This window comes from Pseudomonas sp. TH37 (genome assembly GCF_016650735.1).
Classification (GTDB): Bacteria; Pseudomonadota; Gammaproteobacteria; order Pseudomonadales; family Pseudomonadaceae; genus Aquipseudomonas; species Aquipseudomonas farris.
The window spans coordinates 166650-184044 of the sequence record NZ_JAEKFD010000008.1 but is presented as its reverse complement, the minus strand read 5'-3'; the positions used below and the strand labels follow the sequence as shown (position 1 = coordinate 184044).

The 17395-nt window shown below is 57.7% G+C and carries 15 protein-coding genes; 7 read left to right on the top strand and 8 right to left on the bottom strand.

Going from position 1 to position 17395, the window contains the following annotated elements; translation table 11 throughout:
• Window positions 1-158: 158 nt before the first annotated feature.
• The 4 genes from JFU11_RS20500 to JFU11_RS20485 form a co-directional block, all read right to left on the bottom strand.
• The gene (locus tag JFU11_RS20500; RefSeq protein ID WP_123721285.1) at window positions 159-1784 is read right to left on the bottom strand and encodes an ABC transporter substrate-binding protein; all 1626 of its coding nucleotides are present in this window, start codon (window positions 1782-1784) and stop codon (window positions 159-161) included.
• Window positions 1785-2042: 258 nt separating this feature from the next.
• Entirely contained in the window at window positions 2043-3653 is a 1611-nt protein-coding gene (locus JFU11_RS20495; protein ID WP_123721284.1) for an ABC transporter substrate-binding protein, read from the bottom strand.
• Window positions 3654-3840: 187 nt separating this feature from the next.
• Window positions 3841-4617, bottom strand: coding sequence for a hypothetical protein (locus JFU11_RS20490; protein WP_201061956.1), 777 nt, complete (start codon window positions 4615-4617; stop codon window positions 3841-3843).
• Window positions 4618-4754: 137 nt separating this feature from the next.
• On the bottom strand, window positions 4755-5843 hold the full coding sequence (locus JFU11_RS20485) for a hypothetical protein (protein ID WP_201061954.1): 1089 nt from the start codon (window positions 5841-5843) through the stop codon (window positions 4755-4757).
• A gap of 348 nt (window positions 5844-6191) precedes the next feature.
• Between JFU11_RS20485 and JFU11_RS20480 the strand changes: the two genes are divergently transcribed.
• Window positions 6192-6563: a DUF6124 family protein gene (locus JFU11_RS20480; protein WP_201061952.1), complete on the top strand. Its 372-nt coding sequence runs from the start codon at window positions 6192-6194 to the stop codon at window positions 6561-6563.
• Window positions 6564-6775: 212 nt separating this feature from the next.
• Here JFU11_RS20480 and JFU11_RS20475 read toward each other — a convergent pair whose 3' ends face one another.
• Window positions 6776-7492: an SIMPL domain-containing protein gene (locus tag JFU11_RS20475; protein WP_201061950.1), complete on the bottom strand. Its 717-nt coding sequence runs from the start codon at window positions 7490-7492 to the stop codon at window positions 6776-6778.
• A 321-nt stretch (window positions 7493-7813) separates the two neighbouring features.
• Here JFU11_RS20475 and JFU11_RS20470 point away from each other — a divergent pair, with 321 nt between their 5' ends.
• From JFU11_RS20470 to JFU11_RS20455, 4 genes are all read left to right on the top strand, one after another.
• Window positions 7814-9076: an ATP-binding protein gene (locus JFU11_RS20470; RefSeq protein WP_007901384.1), complete on the top strand. Its 1263-nt coding sequence runs from the start codon at window positions 7814-7816 to the stop codon at window positions 9074-9076.
• Window positions 9069-9629 (top strand): response regulator transcription factor, encoded by a 561-nt coding sequence (locus tag JFU11_RS20465; RefSeq protein ID WP_007901386.1) that lies wholly within the window; start codon window positions 9069-9071, stop codon window positions 9627-9629. The genes JFU11_RS20470 and JFU11_RS20465 overlap by 8 nt, the downstream gene beginning before the upstream one ends.
• 96 nt (window positions 9630-9725) lie before the next feature.
• On the top strand, window positions 9726-11453 hold the full coding sequence (locus JFU11_RS20460) for an ABC transporter ATP-binding protein/permease (RefSeq protein ID WP_123721280.1): 1728 nt from the start codon (window positions 9726-9728) through the stop codon (window positions 11451-11453).
• Between the two features lie 178 nt (window positions 11454-11631).
• The gene (locus tag JFU11_RS20455) at window positions 11632-12378 is read left to right on the top strand and encodes a FadR/GntR family transcriptional regulator (protein WP_123721278.1); all 747 of its coding nucleotides are present in this window, start codon (window positions 11632-11634) and stop codon (window positions 12376-12378) included.
• A gap of 7 nt (window positions 12379-12385) precedes the next feature.
• Here JFU11_RS20455 and JFU11_RS20450 read toward each other — a convergent pair whose 3' ends face one another.
• The 3 genes from JFU11_RS20450 to JFU11_RS20440 form a co-directional block, all read right to left on the bottom strand.
• Window positions 12386-12739 (bottom strand): hypothetical protein, encoded by a 354-nt coding sequence (locus tag JFU11_RS20450; RefSeq protein ID WP_201061949.1) that lies wholly within the window; start codon window positions 12737-12739, stop codon window positions 12386-12388.
• A gap of 389 nt (window positions 12740-13128) precedes the next feature.
• Window positions 13129-13320 carry a hypothetical protein gene (locus JFU11_RS20445; RefSeq protein WP_201061947.1) on the bottom strand — a complete coding sequence of 64 codons (192 nt, stop codon included), beginning with the start codon at window positions 13318-13320 and terminating at the stop codon, window positions 13129-13131.
• A 14-nt stretch (window positions 13321-13334) separates the two neighbouring features.
• Window positions 13335-14666 (bottom strand): hypothetical protein, encoded by a 1332-nt coding sequence (locus JFU11_RS20440; protein WP_201061945.1) that lies wholly within the window; start codon window positions 14664-14666, stop codon window positions 13335-13337.
• 235 nt (window positions 14667-14901) lie between these two features.
• Between JFU11_RS20440 and kdgD the strand changes: the two genes are divergently transcribed.
• Window positions 14902-15813, top strand: coding sequence for a 5-dehydro-4-deoxyglucarate dehydratase (kdgD, locus tag JFU11_RS20435; protein WP_048396583.1), 912 nt, complete (start codon window positions 14902-14904; stop codon window positions 15811-15813).
• 60 nt (window positions 15814-15873) lie between these two features.
• The gene (locus JFU11_RS20430) at window positions 15874-17319 is read left to right on the top strand and encodes an aldehyde dehydrogenase family protein (protein ID WP_201061943.1); all 1446 of its coding nucleotides are present in this window, start codon (window positions 15874-15876) and stop codon (window positions 17317-17319) included.
• Window positions 17320-17395 lie beyond the last annotated feature (76 nt).

The window sequence follows — 17395 nt, the reverse complement described above, 5'->3', positions numbered from 1 at the left end:
GTCTGGCAGTAAATGTGTAGAGTCTGAAAGACTCGTAGGAAAAGGCGACGCGTCCTAAGCCTCTGCTGTGGTGCGCAGTGGATTTGGCTGTCAGTGAATTCCTACTTTCTCGGTAGATAAAGCAACGGCGACGTGAAGAACGTCGCCGTTGCCAAACCTTATTTGCTGACGCTGACGCCGTAGAAGGAGTTCAAGCCAAACGGGCTGATCTTGAAGTCCTGCACGTTGTCGCGCATGGGTTGGAACACCGTCGAGTGAGCGATAGGTGTCATTGGAACGGCGTCTTTGAGGACGTGTTGCGCCTGTTTGTACAGTTCGGTGCGCTTGGCCTGATCTGTAGTGCGCTTGGCTTCTTTAACGATGCCGTCGAATTTCTTGTCGCACCACTTGGAGAAGTTGTTGCCCTGTAGAGAGTCGCAGCCGAACAGTACGTTCAGCCAGTTGTCCGGGTCACCGTTGTCGCCGCTCCAGCCAATCAGCATCGCGCCGTTTTCGCCGCCTTTGGAGCGCTTGATGTACTCGCCCCACTCATAGGTCACGATCTTGGCTTTGATACCGATCTTGGCCCAGTCGGACTGCAGCATTTCCGCCATCAGCTTGGCGTTCGGGTTGTAAGGACGCTGCACCGGCATCGCCCACAGGTTGATCTCGGTGCCTTCCTTGATGCCGGCTTCCTTGAGCAGCGCTTTGGCTTTCTCAGGGTTGTACGGGGCATCCTTGATGGTGGTGTCATAAGACCATTGGGTCGGTGGCATGGCGTTGACAGCCAGTTGGCCGGCGCCCTGGTAAACCGAGTCGATGATCTGTTGCTTGTTGACAGCCATGTCCAGTGCCTGACGCACTTTCAACTGGGCCATCGGGTTTGGCTGATCACTGCCCTTGATTTTGTCCATCACGTTATAGGCGATGTAACCCAGGTTGAAACCGGCCTGGTCAGGCACTTTCAGGGTCTTGTCTTCCTTCAGCGCCTTCAAGTCGGCTGGACGTGGGAACAGAGTGATCTGGCACTCGTTCTTCTTCAGCTTCTGAATACGCACCGACGGGTCGGTGGTGATGGCGAAGATCAAGTTGTCGATCTTCACGTCGTCAGGCTTCCAGTAGTCCTTGTTCCCGGTGTAGCGGATGTTGGAGTCTTTCTGGTAGCTCTTGAACACGAACGGACCAGTGCCGACCGGCTTCTGGTTGATGTCGGCGGCTTTGCCTTCTTTGAGTAGCTGGGCAGCGTACTCGGCAGACTGGACCGAGGCGAAACTCATGGCCATGTTCTGAATGAACGCAGCATCAACTTCTTTGAGGGTGAACTTGACGGTGTGGTCGTCGACTTTATCGATCTTGGTGATGTTGGTGTCCATCCCCATGTCGGTGAAGTACGGGAATTCGGTCGGGTACGCCTTACGGAACGGGTCATCCTTGTTAATCATGCGATTGAAGGTGAACAGTACGTCGTCGGCGTTGAACTCACGAGTCGGCTTGAAGTACGGGGTGGTGTGGAACTTGACGCCTTCACGCAGGTGGAAGGTGTAAGTCAGGCCGTCATCGGAAATGTCCCACTTGGTCGCCAGGCCAGGAATAACGGCGGTGCCGCCGCGCTCGAACTGGGTCAGGCGGTTGAACATGGTTTCTGCAGAGGCGTCGAAGTCGGTTCCGGTGGTGTACTGACCAGGATCGAAACCGGCCGGGCTCCCTTCGGAGCAAAACACCAGGTTAGTCGCCGCTTGGGCGAAAGGTGCGCTGGCTAATAAGCTTGCGCCGACTAAAAACGGAATGACCGCGTGTTTAAGCATGGTGGCCTCATGATTTGTTGTCATTTTTGGAATTAGAGGACGACCTCGTGAGTCGACCTGCGGATACTTATGCAGGGGCCATACCCAATGCAAGATCCTGAATGGCTCCAAACCTTAAACAGTGGAACGAACGTACCTTAATGTCGCATATGTATAAATACTGAGGTATTTGACCGTTTGCGCAGGTTTTTTACGGTGCAAATCGCGCACCGACAAGGGGCAACCGGGGCGTTTGGCGCACCCGGTTGGAGCCTGGTGTTACTTATTTATACCCACTCCATAGAAGGGGGTAAGGCCGAAAGGGCTGATCTTGAAGTCGGTAACTTCCTTGCGCAGTGGCTGGAACACCGTCGAATTCGCAATCGGTGTAATCGGCACTTGTTGCTTAAGGATTTGCTGTGCCTGTTGGTACAGGTTGACCCGCTGCTGTTTGTCCGTGGACACCTTGGCTTGCTGCACCAGCTTGTCGTAGGCGGGGTCGCACCACTTGGCGTAGTTGCTGCCTTTCACCGCGGCGCAGCTATAGAGCACGCCGAGCCAGTTGTCCGGGTCACCGTTGTCGCCGGTCCAGCCGTAAATCATGGCGTCGTGTTCGCCGTTCTTGGCGCGCTTGATGTACTCGCCCCATTCGTAACTGACGATGTTGGCCTTGATGCCGACTTTCTCCCAATCCTGCTGGATCATCTGTGCCGACATCCGCGCGTTGGGGTTGGAGGCACGCTGCACGGTCATGGCCCACAAATCGATAGTAGTACCGGGCGCAACCCCTGCTTCTTTTAGTAGCGCGCGGGCTTTGGTCGGGTCGTGCGGTGCGTCTTTGATACTCGGGTCATAGGACCATTGCGCCGGCGGCAGGGCGTTCTGCGCCAGTTGCCCGGCACTCTGGTAGACCGCTTTGATGATCGCCGGTTTGTCGATAGCCATGTCCAGGGCCTGACGGACCTTGAGCTGGTCCAGCGGCGGATGGGTCACGTTGTAGGCGAGGAAGCCGAGGTTGAAACCGGCTTGTTTGAGTACCCGCAGGTTGGGGTCTTTCTCCATCACTTCGATGTCTGCCGGGCGCGGGTAGCCGCTGACCTGACACTCGCCGGCCTTGAGCTTCTGCAAGCGCACGGCGGCGTCGGGTGTGATCGAGAAAATCAGGTTGTCGAGTTTCACGTCCTCGGGTTTCCAGTAGGCCTTGTTGGCGGCGTAGCGGATCTGCGAGTCCTTTTGATAGCGCTTGAACACGAAGGGGCCGGTGCCGACCGGTTTCTGGTTGAGGTCGGCGGCTTTGCCTTCTTTCAACAATTGCGCGGCGTATTCGGCGGATTGCACCGAGGCGAAGCTCATGGCGAGGTTCTGCACGAACGCGGCGTCGATGTTGTTCAGGCTGAAGCGCACGGTGTGGTCGTCGAGTTTGTCGATGCTTTTGATCGTGGTGTTCAGGCCCATGTCGGTGAAGTACGGCGACTCGGCGGGGTAGGCTTTACGGAACGCATTGTCCGGGTCCAGCAGGCGCTGGAAGGTGAACAACACGTCGTCGGCGTTGAAGTCGCGGGTCGGGGTGAAGTAGTCGGTGGTGTGGAATTTCACGCCGTCGCGCAGGTGGAAGGTGTAGCTGAGGCCGTCCTTGCTCACATCCCAACTGGTCGCTAATCCGGGCTCGACTTCGGTGCCGCCGCGTTTGAATTGGGTGAGGCGGTTGAAGACGGTTTCGGCGGAGGCGTCGAAGTCGGTGCCGCTGGTGTATTGGCTGGGGTCGAAGCCGGCGGGGCTGGCTTCGGAGCAGTAGACCAGGGTGGTGGCGGCTTGGGCGAGTGGGGCGGTGGTGGCGATTGTGGCGAGGGTAAGGGCGAGTAGAAGTGGTTTGACGGTGGTTCTTTCCATGGAGTCCCCGAGGGCTTGGCGGCGGTGTTTTCCTGAGAGTAGCGTTGTTGGCGGGGAGGGCGGAAATATCGTTTTTTTGAGGAGGACCCCTCTATCTCGGCATAATTGGCCAGACAGCCGACCGACCAATGTTATTTGACTGAATCGACATGAGCCGCTCCGGCGTTGAAACGCGTACTGCCGATGCTCAGGAGTTGCCTTGTCGTATCAGGCTCAAGACTTCAGTGACCAGTCCGGTGGCGAAGCGCTGGTCTCGGATACGCTCGTCAGAAGCGTCGTCTCCAAGGCCATGCAAGAACTGACCGTACAGTACCGGCCCCGTGAGTCGGTAACCTTCGACCTCGCCGTTGCCCTCAGCAAATTTGCGCTGTAAGGCATCGAGGCCGGCCTTGATAGCCTCGGGATGCTCGCCACTCTTTATTCTATTCAGGAATAGTGCCGCTACCTCGTTAACGGTCCCTGCATATCGCATCACATGGATCAGATCTGCCGCATCTTTTGGCTGGTTACGATTATCGAAGGCAAGTGCCTTCAAAATGATGAAGGCAACAACGTCCGCGAACCGAATAACCTCAACGGCAATCCCGCGACCGTCGAAAAGATCCGCCGTAATCTGCCTTTCGCAATACCAGTTGTGAGTTATTTCGGCGTGCGGGATTGCGAGTGCAGCGACCTTCTCACCATCGATGGGGATTTGACTGCCTGGTTTTTTACCTAAGGCACCCTGCAGGAACTCGACCAATACGTAGGCATGCTCAGAAATCTGCCATTTCCAGCGCCATGCCGATTCCCATTGGTTGGCTTCGACAAAGCGTTCGAAGCCCCGAGCGGTCAACTGGTCGGAGAGCGAGTCGTAGCCTTCTCCCTCGGCAATTACCTGTAGGTTGAGTACAACATCGACATCTGAGGTACCGAAGTGAGCAGGGACATCTGGAAGGGCCTCGGGTGTCAGGTAACGTGGCACGAGTCCTCCGACGAGTCGAAGTGTATCTTTCAATGTTCCGAATGCGTTTAGAAGCGTTACGAGAACGCGCTCACAGTCCAAGGTGTGATCCGTAGAATAGCCCGAAGCTGTCTGCGGTTTAGGCGGATGGGTCATCATCAGATCTCCAAAATGTCTCGTCGAAATTGTGCTGCGAGCTCGGCGTTTCGCCCTCGTCCGTCAAGCAGGTCAAGATATTGAATGAAATTGCTGGAGAACCATGCGCCTTCATGCTCCTTGCGAAACAACAGGCCGGCGCCAGTACGTTCGATAAGCACTACGTTGTAACCCTTCTCAGCGGGCTTTAATCCGAGGGTGTTTGAGAAGATTTCCAGTAATTCAGGCGATACGGCAACTTCGGCTATCTCAACACTGGTCAGCAGAGGGGACACAAAATTTGCCGCAACCGAACCAGTAAATGCCCAACCAGGTTCGATATTGGCGTCTATGGTTTTCCACGCGACTTTGGTCAAAAGCTCTTTGGGGTTTGAGCAGAATAGATACCAATAGCTACGGAGTTGCTTCTTTTTTTGCCAGGCCTCTGCCCAAGCGTCGAGAAGCAAACCAGGTTTGGCGAGCCTTCTTCGCTTGTATCGACCGCGGCCCTCCGACTCGACAATCCATTCGCGCCGCTCCAGTTCGTGAAGCACGCCAGAAACCGTGAAAGCCGATGTTTCGGATGTCAATGCAAGCTCATCGCCAGTGAACCAATTTCCGTCGGTCTGGAGGAGCGCATGCACAACCTTTTCGCGTGATCCCGTAAAAAGCTGGACGGTATGTTGCTTCTTCGCTGCGGTATGAGCTCTCTCTATGTTGATCAGCCAGCGCTTTTGGCGAAGGTACATCGAACCACTGGAGTCGTAATATCCAATATTGCGAACCTTCAATTCTTCGCGAGCCCCTTGGCTCAGTCGGTCAGCTACGACCATCGGCACGATGGGGGCTGCGCCTTCATATCGCGCACGGTATCCATCCAGCGACCAGACAACCCTCCTGACATCGCGGGGGTATGCTTCTCGCATTAATTCGACGGGTACGGTCCATCTGCCGTCTGGAGTGACGAAGTCTATAACAACATCAACTGCGCTATCGCCGATTGGAACCTCATACGTTATTTGCTCAACTGAACCACCCGTGGCTTCCAGCAGTGTGGCGAGGAAAGCGTCGAACAATGATTTTTGCGCAGGGTTCGAAAGGCTTCGAGGCATGGGGCTTCCAGAAAAAAGGCTGGTCATTAGGGATTCACGATAGTTTATCTGTGCAGATAAACAAGGGTTTTTTATCGTTTCCTTATTTAAAAATACTTTATTATCTGTACAGATAAGGAGGCTGATCTACATAAGGAGGCAATGGTTAACGACTGCGTGTTTAAGCGTGGTGCTGGGGTGTAGAACTTTCCCACGCATCTTTCAGGTTGTCGGTCGGAAGTGGCCTCTCTAACCTTTGGCTGTCGCTGCGAAATCAGCAACCAGGAGTGGAAACCTGAAATCAGTAGGGCGAAAGCCCTCACGACCAAAATGGCAAGTGATGGCTCCAATTGTGATTAGGAGCTGCAAATGGACAACGATGATTCCGATTCGAACTTCAACAAAACCAACCCAAACGCCGAAGCTTCTCGCACCGAAGAATTACTCAAAGACCGCGAAGCCATAAAACGCGCCCTCGACTACTACCTCGATCCGCCCAAACCTTACGCCGCAAAACCACGTCGCCCCAGCACGATGTTCCTGGTTTCCCCGGACAGCGATACTGAAAGTCTTCTGGCTCAAGCTTGTGAGTCATTGGCTTCGGCCAGTGTTCTGGCCAGCGATTTCGCTACCCACCTGATCGGCCCGCAGCGCAATACAGTGTTGGCAATTCAACAGATCATCATGCTGGCGGAGTTGGCGGTGAATCGGGCGTTGGATCGGGTTGATCCGCAGTCTTAATCCTGAATCACCGCGTCATCGTTCATCGCAGGCAAGCCAGCTCCCACAGGCTCTGCATAGATCTTGAAATGGCGCATGACCTTGTGGGAGCTGGCTTGCCTGCGATGGCGGCCGGCTTTCACCACAAAGCTGACTGTCACAACCAGATTCTTCTGGCACAAAAAAACGGCGATCACTTTGGTGTTCGCCGTTTTCGTGCCCGGGTTATCGCATCAAGGCATCAACACTTCAATCGCCCCATCCGCCGTCATGCTGACCTGGCTGGTACCCGCTTCAACCTCGGGCGTCACCGGCGCAGAGTCCATGCCGGCAGCTTTCATCATCATCGGCCCGCGCATGTACGGTTGTGGATAACCGTTGCTGTTGAGGTTCAGGTTGACGATTTTGTAGCTCTTGCCGCCCAGGGCGTCGGTGGCCAGTTGGGCGCGAGACTTGAAGGCGGTCACGGCTTCTTTGAGCAGGGCGTCTTCGCTGGCTTTGCGGGTTGGGGTGGCGATGGCGAAGTCCATGCCGCCCATTTTCAGGTCGGTGAGCAGTTCGCCGGTGAGTTTGGACAGGGCGGCGAAGTCCGAGCTTTCCAGGCGCAGTTCGGCGCGTTCACGCCAGCCGGTGATTTTCTGGCCTTTGGTGTCGTAGATCGGGTAGCTGTTGCGGCTGCCCTGGCGCAGGGTGATGTCTTTGACTTCTTTAGCCTGGGCCAGTGCTTTGTTCATGGTGGTGCTGACGTCGGCGGCGAGTTTGGCCGGGTCGGTGTTTTGCTCTTCAGTGTAGAGGGTCACGATCATCAGGTCGCGGGCCACTTCCTGGCTGACTTCGGCGCGCAGGGAAATCTGGTTGTAATGCAATTCGTCGACGGCCAGGGCCGGGAGGCTGGCGACGGTGCCAACGCTTAAGGCAAGAAGGGCGGCGCTGCGGCGCAATGTGTGCATGAAAAGCTCCTTGGACGATGCGCAGGGGTTGAGGTCCGAACCTGCGTGAAACCATCAGACTCTAGCTTCAATAGTCCGGTTCGCACAGTTACAACTTCTATACAGATCGACCACAGGTGACCGCTGCGCGGTCAATCGCGGGCAAGCCACGCTCCCACAGGGAACGCATTCCAATGTGGGAGCGTGGCTTGCCCGCGATGGCGGCCTTATAGACGCCACAATCCTTTCCGCCATGTGGTCGTTTGCCGCACTTTCGCCTCTCAGGCCCGCGGCTTGGTTATACTCCGTGCGATCCGCCTGGAGCGCTCATCAGGAGAGCTCATGCTCGCCCCCGTTCAAATCACTTCCGCCACTCGCCAGAACCTCTGGCGGCTCACGTTCATCCGCACGTTGGTGCTGGCCGCTCAGGCCGGTTCCGTAGGCCTGGCCTACTGGTTCGACCTGCTGCCGTTGCCTTGGCTGCAATTGGCGATCACCCTCGGTTTTTCCATGGTGCTCTGCGCGCTGACCGCGATTCGCCTGCGTACATCGTGGCCGGTGACCGAGCTCGAATACGCCGTGCAACTGGCCTGCGACCTGTTTATCCACAGTGCCTTGCTGTACTTCTCCGGCGGCTCGACCAATCCGTTCGTCTCTTATTACCTGGTGCCGCTGACCATTGCCGCCGTGACGCTGCCGTGGCGCTATTCGGTGATTCTGTCGGGTATCGCGTTGGCGCTTTATACGTTACTGCTGGCGCGGTTCTACCCGCTGGAAACGTTCCCGATCGCCCGGGAGAACCTGCAGATCTACGGGATGTGGCTGAGCTTCGCCCTGGCGGCAGCGGTGATCACGTTCTTCGCCGCCCGTATGGCTGAGGAGTTGCGTCGTCAGGAAGAACTGCGTGCCATTCGTCGCGAAGAAGGCCTGCGCGATCAGCAATTGCTGGCCGTCGCGACCCAGGCTGCCGGCGCCGCCCATGAACTGGGCACGCCGCTGGCGACCATGAGCGTGTTGCTCAAGGAAATGCGTCAGGACCATCCAGACCCGCTGTTGCAGGACGATTTGAGCGTGCTGCAGGATCAGGTCAAACTCTGCAAAGAGACCTTGCAGCAGTTGGTTCGGGCGGCGGAAGCCAATCGTCGTCTGGCGGTGGAGATGCAGGACGTCACCGACTGGCTCGACGAAGCCCTGAACCGCTGGCACCTGATGCGCCCGGAAGCCAGTTACCGCTTCCAGCGCCTGGGCCAGGGGACCGTGCCGCGCATGGCGCCGCCGCCGGATCTGACCCAAGCCCTGCTAAATTTGCTGAACAACGCCGCCGATGCATGCCCCGAAGGCTTGCAAGTGACCCTGGACTGGAATGCCGAGGATTTGACCATCAGCATTCGCGACCATGGCGCCGGTGTGCCTCTGGCCATTGCCGAGCAGATTGGCAAACCGTTTTTTACCACCAAGGGCAAAGGTTTCGGCCTGGGCCTGTTTTTGAGCAAGGCCAGCGTGACACGCGCCGGCGGCTCAGTGAAACTCTACAGTCATGAGGAAGGTGGCACGCTTACCGAGCTGCGCCTGCCCCGTGTCGCCCGAGGAGACGAACATGAGTGACGAGATCCAAGTCGAAGGCGAAGAACTGCCGCATTTGCTGCTGGTAGACGACGACGCAACCTTTACCCGCGTGATGGCCCGCGCCATGGCCCGCCGCGGTTTTCGCGTCAGCACAGCTGGTTCCGCCGAAGAAGGCCTGACCATCGCCCAGGCCGACATCCCGGATTACGCCGCCCTTGATCTGAAAATGGACGGCGACTCGGGCCTGGTGTTGCTGCCGAAACTGCTCGAACTCGACCCGGAAATGCGCGTGGTGATCCTTACCGGTTATTCGAGCATTGCCACCGCCGTCGAGGCGATCAAGCGCGGCGCCTGCAATTACCTGTGCAAACCGGCGGACGCCGATGACGTGTTGGCCGCGTTACTCTCCGAGCACGCCGACCTCGACACGCTGGTGCCGGAAAACCCGATGTCCGTGGACCGCCTGCAGTGGGAGCACATCCAGCGCGTACTGACCGAGCACGAAGGCAACATCTCCGCCACTGCCCGCGCCTTGGGCATGCACCGCCGCACGCTGCAGCGCAAACTGCAAAAGCGTCCGGTCCGTCGCTGAACCGGCGCTGAACAATTGTTGTCACACCTCGTTACAAGCCGGGCCGATCATTTATGATCGGCTCGTGTGTGTTCTTTTCTTTATCGAGCCTTATCCATGAATCAGAACGCTGAATATTCCGCGGTCAACGATGCTGTGCGCGGGCAGTTTTTTCGCAAAGTCTGGGCGATGACCACGCCTTACTGGCGCAGCGAAGAGAAGGGCAAGGCCTGGACATTGCTGATCGCGGTGATCGCGCTGTCATTGTTCAGCGTGGCGATCTCGGTGTGGATCAACAGTTGGTACAAGGATTTCTACAACGCCCTGCAGAAGAAAGACGAAGCGGCGTTCTGGCAGTTGATCCTGTATTTCTGCGGCATCGCCGCCGTGGCGATTCTCGGCGCGGTGTACAGGCTCTACCTGACTCAAATGCTGACCATTCGCTGGCGAGCCTGGCTCACCGAAAAGCATTTCGCCCGCTGGCTCGGCAACAAAAATTACTACCAGCTGGAGCAGGGCGGTTACACCGATAACCCGGACCAGCGGATTTCCGAAGACCTTAATAAATTCACCACCAACACCTTGGGCCTGGGCCTGGGTTTGATCCGTAACATCGTCAGCCTGGTGTCGTTCTCGATCATTTTGTGGGGCGTGTCGGGCAGCATCGAAGTGTTTGGCTTCACGATCCCTGGCTACATGTTCTGGTGCGCGCTGGTTTATGCCGCCGTCGGCAGCTGGCTGACGCATGTGATCGGTCGTCGCTTGATCGGCCTCAACAATAACCAGCAACGTTTCGAAGCCGATTTGCGTTTCTCCATGGTGCGGGTCCGCGAAAATGCCGAAAGCATTGCGCTGTACAACGGCGAGCCCAACGAGAATCGTCGCTTGAGCAGCCGTTTCGGGCTGGTCTGGCACAACTTCTGGGACATCATGAAGGTGTCCAAGCGCCTGACCTTCTTCACCTCCGGTTATGCCCAGATCGCAATCATCTTTCCGTTCATGGTCGCGGCGCCGCGTTACTTCGCCGGCAAGATCGAGCTCGGTGAACTGATGCAAATCAACTCCGCGTTCGGCAACGTCCAGGAGAACTTCAGCTGGTTCATCAGCGCGTACCAGGACCTCGCCGAGTGGCGTGCCACTTGTGATCGTCTGCTGAGTTTCCGTCAGGCCATGACCGACAACGAAGAACGCGCACCGGCCATCGACGTGCAGAATCAGGGCTCGGCGTTGAAGGTGCATAACCTTGGCCTTGACCTCGCTGACGGTCGTCACCTGCTGACCAACGCCGACATGACGGTGGAGGAGGGCGAGCGCGTCATGCTCAGCGGTCGTTCCGGCAGCGGCAAATCGACGTTGCTGCGGGCGATGGGGCACCTTTGGCCGGCCGGCCACGGCAGCATCCGCCTGCCAACGGGGCGTTATCTGTTCCTGCCGCAAAAACCGTATCTGCCGATCGGCACCCTGCGCGAGGCGCTGAGTTATCCACAGCCCGGCGACACCTACCCGCACGAGCGCTACGTCCACGTGCTGGAAACCTGCCGCTTGCCGCACCTGGTTTCGCGTCTGGATGAGGCTAATCACTGGCAGCGCATGCTTTCGCCGGGCGAGCAGCAACGTCTGGCCTTTGCCCGCGCGCTGCTTTATGCGCCGCAATGGCTGTACATGGACGAAGCGACTTCGGCCATGGATGAAGAGGATGAAGCGTCGCTGTATCAGGCGTTGATCGATGAATTGCCGGGGCTGAGCATCGTCAGCGTCGGGCATCGCAGCAGCCTGAAGCGTTTCCATCCACGGCATGTGCGGATCGAGAATGGCCATCTGGTGGACCAGACGGTGACCGCATAAACACCACTTGACCTGTGGGAGCGGGCTTGCCCGCGATGGCCTCGACGCGGTTCACCTGCAGAACCGCGTTATCGTTCTTCGCGGGCAAGCCTCGCTCCAACAGAGGCGGTGGTGATCGTACAACCGTGTTGAGCTATGATGCGGTTTCAGCCGCTTTTTTTCGAGACAGACGTTCACCATGGAAAACCCGATCGACGCACCTCGCCTCCCTCGCAAGCGCCGCAGCCTCGCTCAGGAACTGGTGACGGTGCTGTCCGAGCAGATCCGCGACGGTCATCTCAAACGTGGCGACAAATTGCCCACCGAGTCGGCGATCATGGATGCCCATGGCGTCAGCCGCACCGTGGTGCGCGAAGCGATTTCCCGTTTGCAGGCCGCCGGGCAAGTTGAAACCCGTCACGGCATCGGCACCTTCGTGCTCGACACGCCGAGCCCGAGCGGTTTCCGTATCGACCCGGCCACCGTAGTGACCTTGCGCGACGTATTGGCGATTCTGGAATTGCGCATCAGCCTGGAAGTGGAATCCGCCGGCCTTGCCGCGCAACGACGCAGTGCTGAGCAATTGGCCGCGATGCGCGCCGCTCTCGATGCACTGAACGAAAGCGCCGCCCACGCCAGTGATGCCGTGGCTTCGGACTTTGCCTTCCATCTCGAAATCGCGTTGTCCACCGGCAACCGCTACTTCACCGACATCATGACCCACCTGGGCACCAGCATCATTCCGCGCACGCGCCTGAACTCCGCGCGCCTGGCCCACGACGACCAGCAGCACTACATGAGTCGCCTGAGCCGTGAGCATGAAGAGATTTATGATGCTATCGCCCGCCAGGATTCCGATGCGGCGCGGGCGGCTATGCGGTTGCACCTGACGAATAGCCGCGAGCGGCTGCGCCAGGCCCATGAAGAGGCGCAGGCGCAGCGTTGATTACTGCTTACGGTTTGAGATAGACAGTCAGAGGCGGGGAGACAATCGGATTACTGAATGCGTGGGTAATGGTGTAATACAGTGTGGCGCTGGCACCTGCGATCAACCCCTTCGCAAATGTTTCTTTCAGAATACCGAATACGACTGGTTTCCCAAGCGAGCTTGCCGTCAGTACGAACGACCCATGCCACTGGTTATTGGTAGAGGTCTTTACCGTCAATTCGACTCTGTCACCCACAGTAGCGTTAGCGTATGGGGGCACGTCACCCCGCACTGGGTCCTTTAAGTTATCAACGTAAAGCACACCATTGCTGGCGTCTGGAAGCACCGGTGGTGGCAAGACTTGTTGTTGCGCAGTCATGATCAAAATCCTTTTAGCGATGAAATTGAACCGTTCGGGAGGTGCGCATTACGGCATCGCGCTGACGGAGCCGGTTCGTTAACTCCTGAGCCATTTAGGCTTAGGCAGCAGTGAGCGGGCTACTGTTAGAAATAACAGTTTCGACGAATGGCATGCGTGGGCATTTCAGAACAAGCCCCCGCCTCGGCGCTCGCAGTGTGATGCAGAGCATCAGGTGCATGAAGCGGGCTCAGGTTTTCTGATTGAGGTGATTTCTTGCCTGACAGATAGCCATCGCGGACAAGCCCGGCTCCCACAGGTTTTGTGTCGATCACAATAGTGTGAACACACACAGAACCTGTGGGAGCCGGGCTTGCCCGCGATGGGGTCAGTAGCCATCAATTAATCTTTCAGATTGTCTTCAAAATCCCCCGATCCACCCTCACCGCCAACTCAGCAGCCCCAGGTTTGGCATCGAAAACCGCATGCCCGCGCTCATTCACAAGCGCCCGGGCAATTGGCAAGCCTTTCGACAGCAACTCCAGCGGCGCGCCTTTCAGCGAATGGCCCGAAGCCAGTTCCAGTTTCAGTTTGATAGTCATCAGTGATCTCCTTATCAGGCATTGGCCGCTGAGTTCAGCACGCCGGTTGGTTGGTAGTCCTTGAGCAGCAGATAGGTACTCCAGCCCCACCAATCATCAACGGTGGCGGTGTCGTTGAGGTTGTTGACGTCCTTGCGCCGCAACACCTTGTTGCCCTCGACCTTGAACAGTGGCGAGAAATTGTCTGCCGGGTTCAGTACGGCTTGCAGGTCGGGCAGCCTTTTCAGCGCTGCAAAGCTGCCGGCCGACAGGGCAGTGCCACTGAGGTACGCCGCGAACACTTCATCCGCAGACACCTGAACCGCTTGATTCACCTGGGCGCGATTGGCGCTGTCGATGGCATCGAAGTATCGCTTGTCGCCGTAGGCGTGCCAGCGATCGCCGTTGCCGTTGCTCACGTTGAGGCCGAACTTGCTGTCTTCATCGTGCATGAAGCGGGTAATCAACGAACCGAGATCGTTGGGCGTAACCACCGCCGCCAATTGTTTGCGCGGTACTCGCAGGTGGCCGGCGGAATACAGGTCGGTCAGGTAGTGATCGGCAAAAGCGTTCATCGCATAGGCCAGCTCCAACTGCTTTTCATCGCCGCTGTTGTGGGCGAGCACTGCTTGTTGCAGCGCTGCCGTGTGCCCGGCGATGTAGGCCAGTAACGCCCATTCGGCAAAATGGTCGGCGTTGTTGGCGGCCAGTTTCAGATAACGCCCCAAAGGGAACAGCGCCGAGACGAAACTGCCGCCGCCGGTGATCTTGTTCCACTCTTCCGACAACGTATCACCGAGGGCGTCATAAGCTTCGTGAGGTTGTTTACCGTCCCTGATCGCTTGATTGATGGCGGCGATTTCTTTCTGCATGACGCCGAGGATCAACTTCGCCTCGGCGTTTGAGGCCGGCAGTACCGCCAGGGAGTTGAAGGCGTTGGTAAAGCGCTGGATTCGGTCCGCCGCTGTTGAGCCTTCGCAGATCGGTTGGTCGGGAATTCCATAAAAATCACCCCCCAGCGCAATCACTTGTCCATAGGTCAATGCCAGGCCATTGGGCAGGTGCAACTCCACCTGCGAGGCCGGTATGGCAGGTGCATCCTTGACGAAGCGCAGCAGGGTGCTGTCGCCGATCGCGGTATGTTCTGCACCCTCAAACCTCAACTGGGGCGCGCCTTTCAGCGCATTTTTTGGTGGCGTCGACAGCAGGCCCTGGCGCTGATGTTCGAGGCCGTGATGGCTGCCGGCGGTGAGTGTAAGCGTGTCGACATCGCCAGAAATGGCGATGCCGTACTCGGTAAAAAGATCATCCAGATCGGCAATGACCTGTCGGGTATTTTCCTTCGATTGTGCGTGTAGACCTGACATTTCTAGCTCCTTGATATGTCGTAGGTAGAATCAAATTCAACTGTATATATATACAGTTGTCTGGATCATAGATGAGAACTTTCCTACGTCAAGGAATTACTTTTTCCGACGCGAATTTTGCGGCTCGCGATGAAATGCAGTTGACGGTTGTATTTTAAGTTGTACGATGACCTACAACTTCGGCGAAGGCTGAACGGTTTTCTCACACAACGTTGCTACCCAGGGTGTTCGAATAATGAATCCACAAGAACTGAAGTCCATCCTCTCTTCCGGCCTGCTGTCGTTCCCGGTCACCGACTTCAATGCTCAGGGCGATTTCCATCGCGCGGGCTATATCAAACGTCTCGAATGGCTGGCCCCATACGGCGCCTCGGCATTGTTCGCCGCGGGCGGCACCGGTGAGTTCTTCTCTCTGGCGGCCAGCGAATATTCGGAAATCATCAAGACTGCCGTCGACACCTGCGCGACCAGCGTGCCGATCCTGGCGGGTGTCGGCGGTTCGACTCGTCAAGCCATCGAATACGCTCAGGAAGCCGAGCGTCTGGGCGCCAAAGGCCTGTTGCTGCTGCCGCACTACCTGACCGAAGCCAGCCAGGACGGTGTTGCCGACCACGTTGAAGCGGTCTGCAAATCGGTAAAAATCGGCGTGGTGGTTTACAACCGCAACGTCTGCCGCCTGACCGCTCCTTTGCTGGAACGTCTGGCCGAGCGCTGCCCGAACCTGATCGGTTACAAGGATGGCCTGGGCGATATCGAGTTGATGGTGTCGATCCGTCGCCGCCTCGGTGATCGTTTCAGCTACCTGGGCGGTTTGCCGACCGCTGAAGTCTACGCCGCGGCGTACAAGGCGCTGGGCGTGCCGGTTTATTCCTCGGCGGTGTTCAACTTCATCCCGAAAACCGCGATGGATTTCTACCACGCCATTGCTCGCGAAGATCACGCCACCGTCGGCAAGATCATCGACGACTTCTTCCTGCCGTACCTGGACATCCGTAACCGCAAGGCCGGTTACGCCGTGAGCATCGTCAAGGCCGGGGCAAAAATTGCCGGCTATGACGCAGGTCCTGTGCGTGCGCCACTGACCGATCTGACGGGCGAAGAGTACGAAATGCTCGCCGCGCTGATCGACAAGCAGGGTGCGCAATAACACTCGATAAAACCAAGGCCGCTGAGCGATCAGCGGCTTTTTGCGTGAGGAGAGATTTCTGTGGCTGATTCAAAGCGTTTCGATAACTACATCAACGGCGAATGGGTGGCGGGCAGTGATTACTGCGCCAACATCAACCCGTCCGAGCTGACCGATACCATCGGCGACTATGCCAAGGCCGATCTGGCTCAGGTCCACGCCGCTATCGACGCCGCTCGCGCCGCGTTCCCGGCCTGGTCCACTTCGGGCATTCAGGCACGTCACGATTCACTGGATAAAGTCGGCAGCGAGATCCTCGCTCGTCGCGAAGAGCTCGGCACCTTGCTGGCCCGGGAAGAGGGCAAGACTCTGCCCGAAGCCATCGGCGAAGTGACTCGCGCCGGCAACATCTTCAAGTTCTTCGCCGGTGAATGCCTGCGCCTGTCCGGCGATTATTTGCCGTCGGTGCGTCCGGGCGTCAACGTTGAAGTGACCCGTGAAGCGTTGGGTGTGGTCGGCCTGATCACCCCGTGGAACTTCCCGATCGCGATCCCGGCGTGGAAAATCGCTCCGGCTCTGGCTTACGGCAACTGCGTCGTCCTGAAACCTGCTGATCTGGTTCCGGGCTGTGCCTGGGCGCTGGCGGAAATCATCTCCCGCGCAGGCTTCCCGGCCGGCGTGTTCAACCTGGTGATGGGCAGCGGTCGCGTGGTTGGTGATGCGCTGGTGCAGAGCCCGAAAGTTGATGGCATCAGCTTCACCGGTTCCGTGGGCGTGGGTCGACAGATCGCTGTTAGCTGCGTGTCGCGTCAGGCCAAGGTTCAGCTGGAAATGGGCGGCAAGAACCCGCAGATCATTCTGGATGACGCCGACCTCAAACAAGCGGTTGAGCTGTCGGTACAGAGCGCGTTCTATTCCACCGGCCAGCGTTGCACCGCGTCGAGCCGCTTCATCGTCACCGCCGGGATTCACGACAAATTCGTCGAGGCCATGGCCGAGCGCATGAAGTCGATCAAGGTTGGCCACGCGCTGAAAACCGGCACCGATATCGGTCCGGTCGTCTCGCAGGCTCAGCTTGAACAAGACATGAAATACATCGACATCGGCCAGTCCGAAGGTGCGCGTCTGGTCAGTGGCGGTGGTTTGGTGACATGCGACACCGAAGGTTACTACCTCGCGCCAACCCTGTTTGCTGATAGCGAAGCCGCGATGCGCATCAGCCGCGAAGAGATCTTCGGCCCGGTGGCCAACATCGTTCGCGTGGCCGATTACGAGGCGGCGCTGGTCATGGCCAACGACACCGAGTTCGGTCTGTCGGCGGGCATCGCTACCACGTCGCTGAAGTATGCCAACCACTTCAAGCGCCACTCCCAGGCCGGGATGGTGATGGTCAACCTGCCGACCGCCGGCGTGGATTACCACGTTCCGTTCGGTGGGCGTAAAGGTTCATCCTATGGATCACGTGAGCAAGGTCGCTATGCGCAAGAGTTTTACACGGTCGTGAAGACCAGCTACATCGGCTCCTGACAGGAAACACCGCGGTATCGGCATCGATACCGCAACACAACAGCTTTACCCGCGCATAAAAATAATCAGTGGGAGT

Coding starts and splice junctions, on each gene's coding strand:
- JFU11_RS20500 (WP_123721285.1), bottom strand. CDS start 1,784: ATGCTTAAACACGCGGTCATTCCGTTTTTAGTCGGCGCAAGCTTATTA.
- JFU11_RS20495 (WP_123721284.1), bottom strand. CDS start 3,653: ATGGAAAGAACCACCGTCAAACCACTTCTACTCGCCCTTACCCTCGCC.
- JFU11_RS20485 (WP_201061954.1), bottom strand. CDS start 5,843: ATGCCTCGAAGCCTTTCGAACCCTGCGCAAAAATCATTGTTCGACGCT.
- JFU11_RS20480 (WP_201061952.1), top strand. CDS start 6,192: ATGGACAACGATGATTCCGATTCGAACTTCAACAAAACCAACCCAAAC.
- JFU11_RS20475 (WP_201061950.1), bottom strand. CDS start 7,492: ATGCACACATTGCGCCGCAGCGCCGCCCTTCTTGCCTTAAGCGTTGGC.
- JFU11_RS20470 (WP_007901384.1), top strand. CDS start 7,814: ATGCTCGCCCCCGTTCAAATCACTTCCGCCACTCGCCAGAACCTCTGG.
- JFU11_RS20465 (WP_007901386.1), top strand. CDS start 9,069: ATGAGTGACGAGATCCAAGTCGAAGGCGAAGAACTGCCGCATTTGCTG.
- JFU11_RS20460 (WP_123721280.1), top strand. CDS start 9,726: ATGAATCAGAACGCTGAATATTCCGCGGTCAACGATGCTGTGCGCGGG.
- JFU11_RS20455 (WP_123721278.1), top strand. CDS start 11,632: ATGGAAAACCCGATCGACGCACCTCGCCTCCCTCGCAAGCGCCGCAGC.
- JFU11_RS20450 (WP_201061949.1), bottom strand. CDS start 12,739: ATGACTGCGCAACAACAAGTCTTGCCACCACCGGTGCTTCCAGACGCC.
- JFU11_RS20445 (WP_201061947.1), bottom strand. CDS start 13,320: ATGACTATCAAACTGAAACTGGAACTGGCTTCGGGCCATTCGCTGAAA.
- JFU11_RS20440 (WP_201061945.1), bottom strand. CDS start 14,666: ATGTCAGGTCTACACGCACAATCGAAGGAAAATACCCGACAGGTCATT.
- kdgD (WP_048396583.1), top strand. CDS start 14,902: ATGAATCCACAAGAACTGAAGTCCATCCTCTCTTCCGGCCTGCTGTCG.